We start from the raw sequence: 15,634 nt of genomic DNA on the forward strand, positions 1-15,634 counted from the left end.
CGCGACGCATGCGACTCAGGGGGTGAACGAGATGATGCACAGCGGCCGCGCGCGACGACTGGTCGGGAAGCTCGGCGGATTCGGTGGCTCGGTGCTCGTCAACGGCCTGATCAGCATCGCCGTCGTCCCGATCGTCATCGCCGCCGTCGGCGCCGGGATGTGGGCCGGGGTCGCCATCGCGCAGGCGATCGGCTCGTTCGTCTGCGTGGTCGTGACCTTCGGGTGGGCGGTCACGGGTCCGGCCACCGTCGCGGGACTCCCGGTGACGAGCCGCGGCAGCTACTTCCGCGACTCGCTGGCGAGCCGGATCTGGCTCGCGCTCGGCACCGCGCCCTTCCTCGTCGCACTGGTGCTGCTCTTCGCGCCTGGCGATCACGCGGCCGACGTGCTCGCGGCGATCGCGCTCGTCATCCCGGCGCTGGGCGCCTCATGGTTCTTCGTCGGCGAAGGGGACCCACGGCGGCTCCTCCTGTGCGACACCCTCCCGCGCGCCATCGGCACCGTTTCGGGCGCGGTCCTGCTGCTCACCACGCACTCGCCGCTCGAGGTGTTCTCCGCGGGTCAGGTGCTCGGCGCTGGGGTCTCCGCCGTCCTCGGCGCGCGGTCCGTCGTGCGAAGGCACCCCGGTGCGTTCCGGCTGAGCCTCGGCCCGGATCTGCGTCGGCTGCGCAGCCAGTCGCACGGCATGGTGACCGCCGTGACGGCCGCGCTCTACGTCAATCTGCCGGTGATCCTCGCCGGGATCATCGTCCCGCAGCAGGCCGCGGTCTACGCGCTGGTCGACAAGCTGCAGAAGCTCGCGCTCACGGCGCTCGGCCCCGTCTTCCAGGTCAGCCAGGGCATGGTCGGTGGCGCTCCGGAGGCGGAGCGCGTGGGTCGCGCACGGCTCGTGGGGAGGACCGCGATCGGCGTCGGGACAGCGGTCGCCGTCCTGTTCGCGGCGCTCGGCCCGGCCGGTGCGCACGTCCTCTCGGGGGGCGTCGTCTCGCCGCCGTTCGCGCTCGTCGTCGCGCTCGGCATCGCGCTCGGGTCGATCAGCGTCAGCGCGATCGTCGGGCTGTCCTGCCTGACCGCGCTCGGCGCCGTCCGAGAGGTCGCCGTGAGCACCGTGCTCGGCGCGATCATCGGGATCCCCGCGATCATCGCTGCCGGTCTCGCCTTCGGGATCGTCGGCATCGGCATCGCGGCGGCGCTCTCGGAGGTCGTCGTCACCGGCTTCCAGCTGATCGTCCTCCGTCGCCGAATCGCCGCGTCGCTCCGGCGCGAGCCGGTACCCCCCTTGTTAGGGTCACCGACGTTCTGAGGTCGTGTTCGCGACCGTCAGCCGAGGAGAGCCTTTTGCAGCCCACCCAGCGCAGCACGGTCTACTGCACCGTCGTCGCCCGCAACTACCTGCCCCAAGCGCTCGCGCTGCACGCGAGCATCCAGCGGCACGACCCGGACCGTCCCTTCGTGGTGCTGGTCGTGGACGGCGCGCCGGCGCTCCCGGAACGTCCCGGACTCGAGCTCGTCGGCCTCGAAGCGCTCGACCTCCCCGAGCGGGAACAGCTCGACCTCGCGGCGATCTACGACGTCGTCGAGCTGTCGACCGGGGTCAAGCCGCGGTTCCTCGCGAAGCTGCTCGATCAGTACGAGCGCGCCGTGTACCTCGATCCGGACCTCTACCTCGTCGATTCGATCGCGGAGCTAGACCCGCTGATGGACGAGCACGGCGTCGTCCTCACGCCGCACATCCTCGAGCCGATCCCCCCGGGCGAGAGCTTCCGCTCGGAGATCAACACCCTGACCGTGGGCGTGCACAACCTCGGGTTCTGCGCGGTCGGCCAGAAGGGCCGGGACTTCCTCGACTGGTGGTGGAGCCACCTCGAGCGGGAATGCCTGATCTATCCGCTGCTCGGGCTCTTCGTCGACCAGAAGTGGACGGACATCGGGGCCGTCATGTTCTCGGCGCTCTCGCTGCGGCACTACGGCTACAACGTCGGCCACTGGAACCTGCACGAGCGGCGGTTCCACCTCGAGGGCGATCGGCTCGTCATGGACCGCACCGGGGAGCCGCTGCGGTTCTTCCACTTCAGCGGATTCGACCCACGTGACCCGGACGCGATCAGCGAGCGCCAGACGATCTCGCTCAAGGAGACCGACCTCGCCTTCGACGCGCTGACGCCGCTCAGCCGCGAGTACGCGGCGGAGGTCCTCCGCGCGCAGGCGGATCTCGGGCCCTCGCCCTCCTACGGCTACGCGAAGGACAGCAGCGGCCGCGTCCTCACCAAGCGGCTGCGCCGCACCTACAGGAAGCAGCTGCTCGAGCACGGGGCCGCTGGGGTCCCCTCCCCCTTCCTCGAGCGCGACCGGGAGGAGTTCCGCCGGTGGCGCGCTCGTTCGCTGCCGCAGCAGGCGAGCACCGCACTGAGCGACTCCTCGCTCGCGTTCAAGTACGCCTTCCCCGACACGTTCCAGCGGCTGAAGCGCGGCGCTCCCGCACAGTTCCGCTGGGTCCGGGGGCGCCTGCTCGCCGGATCGAAGATCCGGCGATGAGCGCCATCCAGTCGCTGCTCGAACGCGAAGGGGTGCTGCACGGCCTGCACCTGGCGGGCCTCAGAAGCGTCCGCCGCGTCGCCCGGACCGCGAACGCGGCGGCGCTCGGGTGGCGTCGCGGCAGCCTGCCGCTCGGCAGCACGGTCATCGGCGCGCGCCGGATCGAGGTCGGCGAGGGGTTCGACGCGGCGCAGCCGGTGTGGCTGGAGGCGGTGTCGTCCTTCGCCGGAGTCGAGCACGACCCGCGCATCCGGATCGGGAAGAACCTCAGCACGTCGGGCCGGCTGCATGTGAGCGCGATCTCGCTGGTCGAGATCGGTGACGACTGCCTGTTCGGGACCAACGTCTACATCGGCGACCACGCGCACGGTTCACTGAGCGGCCCGAGTCCTGACACCCCGCTGACGCCGCCGAGGGGACGCGCCCTCGCGAGCCGGGGACCGGTCCGCGTCGGGCACCGGGTGTGGCTGGGCGACAACGTCGTGATCGTCGACGGAGTGACGATCGGCGACGGATGCATCGTCGGCGCGAACAGCGTCGTCACTCGGGATCTGGAGCCCGGAACGGTCGCGGTCGGCGCTCCGGCACGTCAGATCCGCCGGTTCGATCCGGTGAGCGGATCATGGCCTGCGACCGCGAAGGCGAGGAGCGATGCCTGAGCCGAAGCGCATCCTCCACGTCTCGACTGCGTTCGACGTGGACTTCCCTGGCGGGATCACGAACTACGTCCGCACCCTGGCGCAGAGCCAGGTCGCCGGTGGCGCCGTCGTCGGAGTGCTCGACGGCGGCCAGAGCACGTCATGGCGCACCCACGAACTCGGCTTCGAGGTCCGCGGCCATCGGGCGACGCAGGTGGCGCACTTCAGTCTGCGCTCCCCGAAGGACACGGCTCGCTCACGCGAGGTGCTCGACGTCATCCGGGAGTTCCGGCCCGACGTCGTGCACTTCCATCTCACGATCGGTCTCGGCCGCACCTTCTACCGCGAGTTCGCCGACGCCCGGATCCCCTACGTGGTCAGCCTCCACGACTACTTCCTGTTCTGCCCGCGGATCACGATGATGGACTACACGAACAACGACTGCGGAGGGCCCGAGCGCAGGAAGTGCGAGTCCTGCATCGGCGTCCTCGACCAGGTCGATCTCGTGCGCCGTGGCGCGCGGAAGCTCCAGATCCAGCTGCCGCGGATCCCGTCGACATCCGTGACGCGGAGGAACGAGGACATCGCCGCGTTCTTCCGCTCGGCGTCGACCGTGCTCGCCGTCTCATCGAGGGTCGAGGAGCTGTACCGCGGCGTCTATCCGGACGCCAAGTACGTCGTCTCCCACATCGGCAGCGCCTCGGCCACCGCCGAACGTGAGCCGAAGACACCGGCCGACAAGGTTCGAGTGACCGCGCTGGGCACCCTCAGCAAGTACAAGGGCGCCGAGGTCCTCGCAGAGATCGCGCGCCGCCTGCCTGCCGACCGAGCCGTCGTTCGATTCTTCGGCCGTGTGGACGAGGAGCGCTGGGGCCGGGCGGCGGAGGAAGCGGGAGTCGAGCTCCGCGGCTCCTACACGCCGGCGGACCTGCCGGACATCCTCGCCGACACCGACATCGGTCTCGCGGTGCCCGTCTGGGAGGACAACGCCCCGCAGGTCGTCATGGAGTTCCTGAACCACGGAACCCCCGTGGTGGCGACCCGGATGGGCGGCATCCCCGACTTCGTCGACGAGACGAACGGGTTCCTGTTCGATCATCGGACGACCGAGGGCATCGACGCTGCAGCGCGGTTCATCTCCGAGCAGACACCGGCCGGCGCGGCGGCATGGGGCGCCACGATTCCCCGTCTGTCGACGCCCGCGGATCACCGTGCGTCGATCGCGAGGGTCTACGCCGAGGCCGCTTCGCCGTCCTGACGGGTGATCCGTGCGAGGACGAGCGCGAAGGCCAGCACCACCCACACCTTGATGTCGAAGAAGTAGGACGTCAGCATCCCGCCCACGAGCAGCACCGCGAGAAGCGACGCCGCGATCGGGTTGGCCGCTGAACGGCGAAGACGCCACCAGAGCACGACGAGCCCGGCCACCACTCCCGCTTCGAGCAGCAGCAGCAGCACGCCTCCGTCGGCCACCGCCTGCAGCCAGACGTTGTTGGCGACCACGTTCGCGCCCTGGTTCGACGCCACGAAGTGGTCCGCTGCCAGGGCATCGTGGAGATGCCCTGGGCCGATCCCCAGCACCGGATGGCGGAGGTCGACGGTCAGCACCGCCTTGTAGAGATCGAGGCGCGGCCCGTTCGAGGAGGGCTCGTTCGGGTCGAGCACATTCCCGGGAAGCTGCGGAGGTGCCGCGATGGTGTCCTCGGTGGCGCGCGGCGCCGGGGCCGCCGTGCCGGCTGCCGTCGGGGCCGAAGCGACGACCTGGGGCTGCTCGGACCGCTGCAACGCGCCGATGGCGAGCGTCGCCGCCGTCACGAGACCGAGCGCGACGACACCGCTCACGACGCCCTTCAGCAGGACCACCCGGTTGCGCCGCCAGTCGACCGCGAGCAGCACGACGAGCACCGGGAGGACGAACAGCAGCGCTCGGACGTTCACGAGCACGAGCACGAGCGCGAAGAAGCCGAGGGTCAACCACGACACGCCGCGACGCTCGAGCTGCGCGACAGCCAGCACGGCACCCAATGCCAGGACCAGGAAGTACGCGAAGTACGCGGGCTCGTAGCTGAATGCGCTGATGCGGCCGCCCACACCGCTCGTACCGACCCCGGTGTAGACCACCCCCTGCGGGAGGCCCGTGTAGAAGGCGATGAGCTGGTAGAGCCCGAACAGGCTCGCGGCGACGGCACCGGCGATGAGCCAGCGCAGAGCCCAGACGACGTCGGAGCGCGATCTCAGCACTCCCATCACCGCGAGCGCGGGCGCCACCGCGCCGCTTGCGACGGCGGCGATCTGCGCGACGCCGAGCGTGAGGGGCTGCGAGGTGAGTCCGCGCACCACGAACAGCAGCACCGCAGCGACCGCGAGCAGCGCGATCCACCGGACCGAGGCGGGGGCTCGACGCAGGCTCATGAGCCAGCGCCACCAGTTCGGGATGGTGAGCAGCGCGGCGACCGAGAGGAGCACGACGGGCAGCTTGACGTTGTAGCCGCCGAGGGCGATGTCTCCGAACCGCTCCCAGGAGATCGTGAAGAGTCCCGCGGCCAGCAGGACCGCCGCGATGCGCCCCCCGAGGGCCGGACGACGCGACGCGGCCGACGGGACCGTCACCGATCGGCGCACGCGGGACGGGAGGTCCGCGACTGGGGGCACCCGATCTCCTGCCTCTTCGATAGAACCCGGCGATGCTAGCCCGCGGTCGGGCGATGTCCGGGAGCCCCCCGGGCTCGGCGCGGACCCGCGCATCAGCACGGCCTCCGCTCGAGCCCGACGCGGCGCCGGTGACGCGCGCGGGACGTCAGCGCGCGCCCCGCGACTGCAGCACCGTCTTGACCGTCCACAGCAGGATGACGAAGTCGTCGAAGAGCGACCAGTTCTCCGCGTAGTAGAGGTCGAGCCGGACCGTGTCCTCCCACGACAGGTCGCTCCGCCCGCTCACCTGCCAGAGCCCGGTGATCCCCGGCTTGACCAGGAGCCTGCGCCCGGCGGCGTTGTCGTACAGCGCGACCTCCTCGGCCCGCTGCGGCCGCGGGCCGACGATGCTCATGTCGCCCTTGATCACGTTGAAGAACTGCGGCAGCTCGTCCAGGGAGTACTTCCGGATGAACGTGCCGAAGCGCGTGATCCGCGGGTCGTTGTCGACCTTGAACAGCGGCTTGCCGTCCGTCCCCTGCTCCTTCAGCAGGGCTGCGAGCTCGGCGTCCGCGCCCATCCGCATCGAACGGAACTTGTAGACGTCGAACGCCTTGCCGTTGAGTCCGATGCGCTGCTGGCGGAAGAGCACCGGACCGGGCGAGGTCAGCTTCACCCCGATCGCCGTGGCGAGCATCAGCGGCGACGCGACGATGACGGCGAGCCACGCGAGGCCGAAGTCGAGCACCGACTTCGCCGTCTTCTTCCCGCCCTCGTACGACGGCGAGTCGACGTACATGAGCGGCATGCCACCGACCGGGCGCGTGTGGATGCGGGTGCCCGCCACCTCAGTGATCGCGGGCGCCACCATGAGGTCGACCCCGGTCGACTCGAGGCGCCAGCCGATCCGGCGGACCGCCTCGGGCGGCAGCTCCTCCGAGCCCGCCAGCGCGACCGCGTGGACGGCCTGCCGCCGCGCGATCACACCGACGTCCTCGAAGGACCCCAGGCGCTCCACCGGCAGGTCGACGGCGCCGTCCTCGGTCCGCTTCGGGAGGCACGCGCCGACGATCTCGAAGCCGAGGTACTTCCGGCGCGTGAACTCCTCGTAGAGGTGGTCGACGGAGCTGGGGGCACCGACGAGCAGGACGCGGATCAGGTACTTGCCACTGCGGCGCTGCCGCCTGAGCCACTGTCGCCAGGACCAACGGGATGCGATCAGGACGACGACTCCGACCGGGAAGGCCGTGAGGATGTACCCGCGAGCGGGGCTGAACTGCAGCAGCAGCGCGGCGATCGCAACGAGCCCGAACAGGCGGAAGCTGGCGCCAGCGACCCGGCTGTACTCGGCGAAGCCGGAGCCGATGACCCGCGGGCTCCGCGTGCCGAACAGCTTGAGCGACGCCATCCAGAGGACGAACAGGCCGGCGGTGACTCCCGAATACGGCACGCTCAGGGGCATCGTGGTCGACACGTACGCGGGCGACGCCTCGATGCCGAGCCAGATCGACTGGGTGCCGAGCAGGACGACGGCGAGGATCACCGAATCGGTGATGACGAGCCTGCGCTGGAACGCCCGCTCCCACGCCGGGTTCGTCCGACGGATGGGCAGGCCGATGGGCTGCTCGTCCCGGAGTCGACGCGCGCCCCGGGGACGGGCCGACTCACCGTTCAGGCGTGGTCGCTCAGTCGTCACCGCCACAGTTCCCCCGTCGATGTGTCCTGCAGGTCGACCAAGGTTCTATTCAGGAGCCCGTAACCCGTCCGAGGCACGCCGTCCTTCTTCGACATCGCGGATGACCAGCCTGTCTCTGTGCAGGATCAGTGCACGGACCGCCCAGGCCAGCAGGCAGCCGATCGCGGCGCCGCTCGAGTTCGCCAGCACGTCACCGAGGCTGGCGACGCGGCCAGGCAGGAAGAGCTTCTGCGCGGTCTCGACCGAAGCCGACAGGAGTGCGCCGCCGACGACCGCCAGCCATTGCCAGCGGTAGCTGAACAGCAGCCCGAGCAGGAACCCCACGGGTACGAAGAACCCGATGTTCGCGGTGAACTCGATGAAGGAGTAGTCGACGAAGGTGGGCACCCCCTTCGACCAGAGCTTCGCGAGCAACCGGTTGAGGTACGGGTCGACGCCGCCGTCCACCGTCGTCGGCCACAGGGTCACCAGGAGCACGAAGGCGATGTAGAGGAGGGTCAGGACGGCGACGAACCGCACGCGGAACGCGCCGGCGTGCGTTGCTCGGCCCATGGAGGGCGATCGTACGAAGCGCACGCGGGCGGGGACGGGCGCCCGGCCGGGAATTCGGGAATGATCGTCGGAATGCGCGGCATCATCCTGGCTGGCGGCTCCGGCACGCGGCTCCACCCCATCACCATGGGGATCTCGAAGCAGCTCGTCCCCGTGTACGACAAGCCGATGATCTACTACCCGCTGTCGACGCTGATGCTCGCGGGCATCGACGACGTGCTGGTGATCACCACCCCGCACGACGCGGACCAGTTCCAGCGCCTGCTCGGCGACGGCTCGCAGTTCGGGATCTCGATCCGCTACGCGGTACAGGCGGAGCCGAACGGACTCGCGCAGGCCTTCGTGATCGGGGCGGATTTCATCGGCGACGACACGGTCGCGCTCGTGCTCGGCGACAACATCTTCTACGGCGACGGCCTCGGCACCCAGCTGCGCCGCTACCGCGACCTCGACGGTGGCGCGATCTTCGCGTACTGGGTCGCGGACCCGAACCGGTACGGCGTCGTCGAGTTCGACGCGACCGGCAAGGCGATCTCGCTCGAGGAGAAGCCCGCGCACCCGAAGAGCAACTTCGCCGTCCCGGGCCTCTACTTCTACGACAACGACGTCAAGGCGATCGCGCGCGACCTCGAACCCTCGCCACGCGGCGAGTACGAGATCACCGACGTGAACAAGGCCTACCTCGCCGCCGGGAAGCTGCAGGTCGAGGTCCTCCGTCGCGGCACCGCATGGCTCGACACCGGCACCCACGACTCCCTGCACGACGCCGGCGAGTACGTCCGCACCATCGAGCACCGCCAGGGCCTGAAGATCGGCTCCCCGGAGGAGGTCGCCTGGCGCCTCGGGTTCCTCGACGACGAGGGGCTGCGCATCCGGGCCGAGAAGCTCACCAAATCCGGGTACGGCCAGTACCTCCTCGACATCCTCGAAAGGGGCAAGCAGGCATGAAGCTGCTCGTCACCGGCGGCGCCGGGTTCATCGGCTCCAACTTCGTCCACCACGTCCTCGACACCACCGACCACTCGGTCGTCGTGCTCGACAAGCTCACCTACGCCGGCAACCGCGCCTCCCTGGCCGGCCTGCCCGCGGACCGGTTCGAGCTCGTCGTCGGCGACATCGCCGACGCGGCGCTGGTCGACCGACTCGTCGGCGAGGCGGACGCCGTCGTCCACTACGCCGCCGAGAGCCACAACGACAACTCGCTGCACGACCCGCGCCCGTTCCTCGACACGAACATCATCGGCACCTACACGCTGATCGAGGCGGCCAGGCGCCACGGCACCCGGTTCCACCACATCTCGACGGACGAGGTGTACGGCGACCTGGAGCTCGACGACCCGAACCGGTTCACCGAACGGACCCCGTACAACCCGTCGAGCCCGTACTCCTCGACCAAGGCCGGATCCGACCTGCTCGTCCGCGCCTGGGTCCGGTCCTTCGGCCTGCAGGCGACGATCTCGAACTGCTCGAACAACTACGGCCCGTACCAGCACGTCGAGAAGTTCATCCCGCGCCAGATCACCAACGTGCTCGACGGTGTCCGGCCGAAGCTCTACGGCCAGGGTCTGAACGTGCGGGACTGGATCCACGCGAACGACCACTCCTCCGCCGTGCTCACGATCCTCGACAAGGGCGTCATCGGGGAGACGTACCTCATCGGTGCGGACGGCGAGCAGGACAACAAGTCGGTCGTGGAGCTCATCCTCGAGCTGCTCGGTCAGCCGAAGGACGCGTACGACCACGTGACCGATCGCGCCGGGCACGACCTCCGGTACGCGATCGATTCCACCAAGCTGCGCACCGAACTCGGCTGGCGTCCCCAGTACGGCGACTTCCGGAGCGGCCTGGCCGACACCATCGCCTGGTACCGGGACCACCAGGACTGGTGGCGACCGCTGAAGGCCGCGACCGAGGCGCGCTACCAGGAGCAGGGGCAGAGCTGAGGGTTCCCCTCCGGATCGATTCGCGTGGGGCGCGCCCGCACCTCCTCGCGGGTCCGACGACACCAGGACGGGTGCTACCGCGCACGACCGCGACCGGAGAGGGTGGTGGCGGCGGCACCGACCTGGATCGATCCTGCTCGACCGCAATGGTCTCGGCGCGCCTCTCGCATCCCACGATGGCGTAGGGGACAGTCGCTCCCGGCGGACGCCGCACCGCTCGTCGAGCCCGAAAGGACCCAGGACGATGCACAGCCATCACCGCTCCCGCTTCTCCCGCGGCGCGCGACTTCTGCGCCCTGCCGGACTCGCGCTGCTCGCGGCCGCGATCATCAGCAGCGGGATGGGCGCGACCCTCGATCTTCCGACGGCGAGCCCGACTCCGTCCGTCTCGAGTGCACCGACCGGCACGGACTTCCACGTAGCGTGCAAGAAGGGCGCGCGCGCCGGAACGGGGACGACCGCCCATCCGTGGAACTCCCTCCGCCAGATCGAGCAGCACGGCCGGTTCGCGCCCGGTGATCGGATCCTGCTCCGTCGCGGCACCACCTGCGCAGGGACGCTCGACCTCACCGGATCGGGCATCCTCGGCGACCCGATCACGCTCGGCGCGGAGGGCCGCGGATCAGCGCCCACCATCGCGGGCGGCGGATCGAAGAGCGGCACCGCGGCGGTGCGGCTGACGAACGTGTCCTACTGGACCGTCCAGGATCTCCGTCTCACGAACACGGACGGCCGCTGGAACACCGGCACCTACCGCGCGGGCCTCCTCATCCGCAGCACGTCCAAGACGCGCCAATACGGGATCATCGCGCGCCACCTGCTCATCGAGCACGTCGACAGCAATCCGGGGGGACGGGGCGACAAGCGGGCCTACGGCGGCATCGCCGTGCAGACCACGGCCGGGGGCTCGGGCTTCGACGGGACCCTGATCCAGGGGAACCGCGTGCTGGGCGTCGGCCGGTCCGGCATCGCGGTGTTCAACCGCGCATATCCGAGAAGCAGCGACCGGGACCTCCGCATCACCGGGAACACGGTTCGGTGGGCCCGGGGTGACAGCATCGTCGTCTCCGGCGCGGACGGCGCCCGCATCGACCACAACGTGAGCGCGTACGGCTCGAACATCGCGCACTGCTCCGTGCGGCAGTGCGGGCGCATGGGCGGCCCGTCGACCGCCAACGCCGCGATCTGGCCGACCATGTCGAGCCTCGTCCGCATCGATCACAACGAGGTCTACGGCGAGCACCGCAGCGCCGGCGACGGATCGGGGATCGACGTCGATCTCGGTGCACATCAGGTCACGGTCGAACAGAACTACCTGCACGACAACGAGAACGGCGGCGTGATGTTCTGCGGCGCGCAGAACACGACGGTCCGCTTCAACATCCTGCAGAACAACGGCGTGAACTCGATCTGGTTCACCTGCGGGTGGCAGAAGAACCAGCGCCCCCTGAACATCACGATCACCAACAACGACATCGTGCAGAAGGCCTCCGCGCGATGGGTGGTGCGCAACGTGCATCCTTTCGCCGGCAGGAACATCCGCTTCTCGAACAACGTCGTGTTCTGCGCAGGCACCTGCGCATACAGCTGGCCGAACAAGCCGGTGGCCGCGTCGAACACGTACGTCGGGACCAGGTCCAGGACGGAGCCGAAGGGCTCGGGTACGAGCCACACGCGCCCGGGCTTGCGCAACCCGGGTTCCGGTCGGACCGGCTGGTCATCGCTCTCCGGCTACCGCTTCAAGCACGGCGCCCACCCCGCTCACGGCGTCGGGATCCCGGGCGCCGTCAGCGACGTCTTCGGGTCGGCCGTGAATGCGAAGCGTCCACCCCGAGGCGCAACCGCCTGACGGCGCGGCTGGGCCGCTACGGTGCCGGGGTGGCTTCGCACCTCGATCACACCAAGACGCTGACCGCGTCGACGACGTCGATCCCCGGGCTGGTGCTGGTCGACCTGCCCGTCCCGGGCGACAACCGGGGCTGGTTCAAGGAGAACTGGCAGCGCGAGAAGCTGCTCGCGCTGGGGCTGCCCGATCTCGGGCCGGTGCAGAACAACATCTCCTTCAACGACGCGGTCGGCACCACCCGCGGCATCCACGCGGAGCCCTGGGACAAGTACGTCTCGGTCGCGACCGGACGGATCTTCGGCGCCTGGGTCGACCTGCGGGAGGGCGACACGTTCGGCGCCGTCTTCACCGCGGAGCTGGACCCCTCCCGCGCGATCCTCGTCCCGCGCGGGGTCGGCAACAGCTACCAGACGCTCGAGCCGGACACGGCGTACACCTACCTCGTCAACGACCACTGGTCCCCCGACGCCGAGTACACCTTCCTGAATCTCGCCGACGAGACCGCGGCGATCGACTGGCCCATACCGCTCGCGCAGGTCGAGATCTCCGCAAAGGACCTCGCGCACCCGCGCCTCGCGGACGTCGTGCCGATGAAGCCGCGGAAGACGCTCGTGCTCGGCGGGAACGGGCAGCTCGGCCGCGCGCTGCGCGCGGAGTTCCCCGACGCCGAGTTCACGACCCGAGCGGACTTCGACGTCACCGACCCCGCGGCGGGGGCGTCGAAGCGCGGGAAGGGCTACGGCGTCATCATCAATGCCGCCGCATACACGGCGGTCGATAAGGCGGAGACCGCGGAGGGCCGCCGGGATGCCTGGGCGGTCAATGTCACGGCGGTCGCCGAGATGGCGAAGGTCGCGACCGCGAACGGCATCACACTCGTGCACGTGTCCAGCGACTACGTCTTCGACGGGACCGTCGACGTGCATACCGAGGACGAGCCCCTCTCGCCGCTCGGGGTGTACGGGCAGACGAAGGCCGCGGGTGACGCGATCGTGTCGACCGTGCCGCACCACTACATCGTCCGGACCAGCTGGGTCATCGGCGACGGGAACAACTTCGTGCGGACGATGGCGTCGCTCGCCGAGCGCGGAGTCGACCCTGCCGTCGTTGACGATCAGATCGGTCGTTTGACGTTCGCGACCGAGATCGCGCGGGCGATCCGGCATCTGCTGTCGGTGCGCGCCTCCTTCGGCGTCTACAACGTGTCGAACTCCGGAGCGCCCACGAGCTGGGCCGAGCTCGCCACCGAGACGTTCCGCGGAGTGGGTCAGGATCCCGGTCGCGTGGCCGGGGTGTCCACGGCCGAGTACTTCGCCGGTCGCGATGCGGCCCCGCGGCCGCTGCGATCCATGCTCGATCTGGCGAAGCTCACCGCCACGGGGTTCTCCCCCATCCCGCAGCTCGCCGCCCTCGCCGCCTACCTGGCGCGGTAGCCCCTTCCAGGGTCAGCGCGTCCGAACCGAACGCGTACGGGACCAGGAGCCCCACCCGGCCCAGCTGTGGGCCCGCACCGACACCTGGTAGCCGGTGTGCCCCTTCAGGTGGATGAAGAGGCGCGTCCTCGACCTGCTCGAGACGGTGACCACCTGCACGGTCTTCCCGTGCAGCGTGATCCGCACCTGGTAGGCCCCCACCCCGAGCGCGCCTCTGGTCGAGGCCGGCTTCCACCACATGCGGGTGGTGGTCGCGCTCGTCCTGGCGGTCGGCGTGCCGACTCTCGACGGCGTTCTGGTCGCCGACACGTTCTTGCCCGATGCCCTCGTGCGCACCGTGACGGAGACGGACGCGGGGCCGGTACCCTTCGCGTTCTTCGCGGCGATCGTCACTCGATACGCGGTGGACCGATGCAGCCCGCTGACGACGACGAGGCGCCTCTTCGCGCTGACGTTCACCGTCTTCACCAGCTTGGAGCCCTTGTAGCTGCGCACCACGTAGCCGGTCACCTTCGAGGCCGACGCTCCACTCGGGGCGGACCAACGGGCGGCGATTGCGGACGGTCCCAGCGCCACGACCGACGGCTTCGCGACCCGGTTCGGAGCACTCTGCGCGGCCTGCGGGGTCGTCGGGGTCGGGGTCGTCGGGGTCGGGGTCGGGGTCGGCAGCGAAGCAACAACGTCGGTTGCCTCAGGCTGTCCCTGGAACCGGACGAGCCCGGTCTGCCGCTGCCCGTTCACCATCGTGAACTCGCCGCCGAGGACCAGGAAGCTCGACCCGGCCGCTGCGCTCCACGCGCCCTGATCCGCACCGGTGTAGGTGCCGGCGTTGATGCTGGGGCTCCAACCCGCGACCAGGGTGGGCGAGGGCCACCCGCCGAAGTCGGCGTAGCCGGTCTGTGCGCTGTGCAGCAGGACCCCTGTCGCCGCCTGCGAGAACGCCTGCGCTCGGCGCCATTGGGTGGGCGTACCAGGACTGCTCCACCCGCCGACCACGCTGCTGCAGTCGTGCGCGTGGCTCACCACATAGAGCGCATCGTTGAAGGGGACTGACGAGTACGAATCGCCGTGGCAGTCCTCGATCCATTTGACCGAGCCGTCCGCCCAGTTCATCGCGACTGCTCCCTCGAGATTGCCGTCGCCCTGGTAGTTGTATCCAGTGGCGTAGACGACCGTCCCGCGGCTCACGAGGCTGAAGATCGCTGAGGAGTTCCCGCTGTCGTAGACCACGTTCGTCGCAGCCCAGCTCCCGCGACTCCCGTTGACGGAGCTCACGGCCGCCATGCCGGGAGAGGCCACCCCTGCGACGGTGGCGAAGCTGCCGCCGAGCAGCACCTTGGAGCCGTCGGGTGACATCGCGATGGCCCTGACGGTGCCATCATCGACAGCCGGCGCGAAGGCGAGGAGCGCTCCGGACGAATCGACTGCCGCGGCGCGTGATCGGGGCGTTCCATTCACCGCGCTGAAGGCGCCACCGAAGTAGACCCCGTTCCCGCGCGCAGTGACGGAGAGCACGGCGCCGTTCACATTCGGCGCGAACCCCGGGAGCAGGTTCCCGTTCGGATCGAGGGCCGCCACGTGGTTGCGCGGCTGACCGTTGACGTAGGTGAAGTCTCCGACGATGTAGATGCGCGAGCCGTCGGGCGAGGCCGTGATGCCGCGCACCTGCGCGTTCGTGGTCGCGTTGAAGCCCGCCCTGGCGACACCGGTCGTGACGTCGTAGGCGAAGAGGTTCGAACGTGGAGTCACGCCCACGCCTGCCGCCGCGCCAGCCGGTTGAGACTGGTCGAACGACCCGCCGACGTAGTCGGTGCCGTTCGACACGACCTGCGTCCAGACGACACCGTTCACCTGCGCGGTCGGCAGCGCCGTCGCCGAGACCGGAGTCGGATTCGCCGGGTCGGCCGAAGCCGGCGCGGCCAGCACCAGGGCGGACGCGACGAGGGCGGATGCTGATACGGCCGCAACGGCGCTGCGGAAAAAGGGCCGGGAAAACCCCATGGTTATGCCTCGCTTGGGTAGAGCAAGACGATCCGCTCGGGTAAGTGGATCGATTCGGGTGGCTTCACCATAGCGAGCAGGCACGGCACGCGGGATGGAGAATGGTTTCCGGTACCCCGGAATCGCAGCTTTGTCCCCCGAGAATCGGATGTCTTCACGCCGCGACGCGCCGCAGCCGCCTCCACTCGAACCCTCTACTTCAACCCTAGGTTGAAGCCATGGCCATGACGCTCCGCCTCAGTCCCACCGAGGACGAGACCCTCGCCCGCCTGGCTCGGCAGTTCCGCATGAGCAAGAACCAGGCCGCGGCGCAGGCCATCGACCTCGCCGCGCCGAAGCGCGACCACGCCGAGTTCGTG

At 69.6% G+C, this 15,634-nt stretch carries 12 protein-coding genes; 8 read left to right on the top strand and 4 right to left on the bottom strand.

All coding sequences use genetic code 11. The annotated features are described in order from the left end of the window. Positions 1–22: 22 nt before the first annotated feature. The 4 genes from ACTHLI_RS08520 to ACTHLI_RS08535 are packed head-to-tail and all read left to right on the top strand — an operon-like array spanning position 23 to position 4,431. On the top strand, positions 23–1,303 hold the full coding sequence (locus ACTHLI_RS08520; protein ID WP_440182733.1) for a lipopolysaccharide biosynthesis protein: 1,281 nt from the start codon (positions 23–25) through the stop codon (positions 1,301–1,303). A gap of 35 nt (positions 1,304–1,338) precedes the next feature. Continuing rightward, complete coding sequence (locus tag ACTHLI_RS08525) at positions 1,339–2,535, top strand: hypothetical protein (RefSeq protein ID WP_440182735.1); 1,197 nt, start codon at positions 1,339–1,341, stop codon at positions 2,533–2,535. After that, positions 2,532–3,194 carry a DapH/DapD/GlmU-related protein gene (locus ACTHLI_RS08530; RefSeq protein WP_440182736.1) on the top strand — a complete coding sequence of 221 codons (663 nt, stop codon included), beginning with the start codon at positions 2,532–2,534 and terminating at the stop codon, positions 3,192–3,194. Before ACTHLI_RS08525 ends, ACTHLI_RS08530 begins: the two co-directional genes overlap by 4 nt. Beyond that, positions 3,187–4,431, top strand: a complete 1,245-nt coding sequence (locus tag ACTHLI_RS08535) for a glycosyltransferase (protein WP_440182738.1) — start codon at positions 3,187–3,189, stop codon at positions 4,429–4,431. Before ACTHLI_RS08530 ends, ACTHLI_RS08535 begins: the two co-directional genes overlap by 8 nt. Here ACTHLI_RS08535 and ACTHLI_RS08540 read toward each other — a convergent pair. The 3 genes from ACTHLI_RS08540 to ACTHLI_RS08550 form a co-directional block, all read right to left on the bottom strand. Continuing rightward, complete coding sequence (locus tag ACTHLI_RS08540; RefSeq protein ID WP_440182739.1) at positions 4,404–5,825, bottom strand: O-antigen ligase family protein; 1,422 nt, start codon at positions 5,823–5,825, stop codon at positions 4,404–4,406. The two genes, ACTHLI_RS08535 and ACTHLI_RS08540, sit on opposite strands and share 28 nt — an antisense overlap. A 145-nt stretch (positions 5,826–5,970) precedes the next feature. Then, positions 5,971–7,506 (bottom strand): sugar transferase, encoded by a 1,536-nt coding sequence (locus ACTHLI_RS08545; protein WP_440182741.1) that lies wholly within the window; start codon positions 7,504–7,506, stop codon positions 5,971–5,973. 39 nt (positions 7,507–7,545) lie between these two features. Continuing rightward, on the bottom strand, positions 7,546–8,052 hold the full coding sequence (locus tag ACTHLI_RS08550) for a VanZ family protein (RefSeq protein WP_440182742.1): 507 nt from the start codon (positions 8,050–8,052) through the stop codon (positions 7,546–7,548). A gap of 72 nt (positions 8,053–8,124) precedes the next feature. On the opposite strand from ACTHLI_RS08550, the gene rfbA reads away from it, so the two are divergent. From rfbA to ACTHLI_RS08570, 4 genes are all read left to right on the top strand, one after another. Beyond that, entirely contained in the window at positions 8,125–9,000 is an 876-nt protein-coding gene (rfbA, locus tag ACTHLI_RS08555) for a glucose-1-phosphate thymidylyltransferase RfbA (RefSeq protein ID WP_440182744.1), read from the top strand. Further along, positions 8,997–9,995, top strand: coding sequence for a dTDP-glucose 4,6-dehydratase (gene rfbB, locus ACTHLI_RS08560; protein WP_440182745.1), 999 nt, complete (start codon positions 8,997–8,999; stop codon positions 9,993–9,995). The genes rfbA and rfbB overlap by 4 nt, the downstream gene beginning before the upstream one ends. 244 nt (positions 9,996–10,239) lie before the next feature. Further along, positions 10,240–11,844, top strand: coding sequence for a right-handed parallel beta-helix repeat-containing protein (locus tag ACTHLI_RS08565; RefSeq protein WP_440182746.1), 1,605 nt, complete (start codon positions 10,240–10,242; stop codon positions 11,842–11,844). A 29-nt stretch (positions 11,845–11,873) separates the two neighbouring features. Then, complete coding sequence (locus ACTHLI_RS08570; protein ID WP_440182748.1) at positions 11,874–13,274, top strand: sugar nucleotide-binding protein; 1,401 nt, start codon at positions 11,874–11,876, stop codon at positions 13,272–13,274. 12 nt (positions 13,275–13,286) lie between these two features. Here ACTHLI_RS08570 and ACTHLI_RS08575 read toward each other — a convergent pair whose 3' ends face one another. Beyond that, on the bottom strand, positions 13,287–15,200 hold the full coding sequence (locus ACTHLI_RS08575) for a fibronectin type III domain-containing protein (protein WP_440182750.1): 1,914 nt from the start codon (positions 15,198–15,200) through the stop codon (positions 13,287–13,289). Positions 15,201–15,634 lie beyond the last annotated feature (434 nt).

It is taken from the genome of Amnibacterium sp. (assembly GCF_051956055.1).
GTDB lineage: Bacteria > Actinomycetota > Actinomycetes > Actinomycetales > Microbacteriaceae > Amnibacterium.

Bases quoted from the DNA above. Each gene is read 5' to 3' on its own strand.
- ACTHLI_RS08530 (WP_440182736.1), top strand. From the start codon at position 2,532: ATGAGCGCCATCCAGTCGCTGCTCGAACGCGAAGGGGTGCTGCACGGC.
- ACTHLI_RS08535 (WP_440182738.1), top strand. From the start codon at position 3,187: ATGCCTGAGCCGAAGCGCATCCTCCACGTCTCGACTGCGTTCGACGTG.
- ACTHLI_RS08550 (WP_440182742.1), bottom strand. From the start codon at position 8,052: ATGGGCCGAGCAACGCACGCCGGCGCGTTCCGCGTGCGGTTCGTCGCC.
- rfbA (WP_440182744.1), top strand. From the start codon at position 8,125: ATGCGCGGCATCATCCTGGCTGGCGGCTCCGGCACGCGGCTCCACCCC.
- rfbB (WP_440182745.1), top strand. From the start codon at position 8,997: ATGAAGCTGCTCGTCACCGGCGGCGCCGGGTTCATCGGCTCCAACTTC.
- ACTHLI_RS08565 (WP_440182746.1), top strand. From the start codon at position 10,240: ATGCACAGCCATCACCGCTCCCGCTTCTCCCGCGGCGCGCGACTTCTG.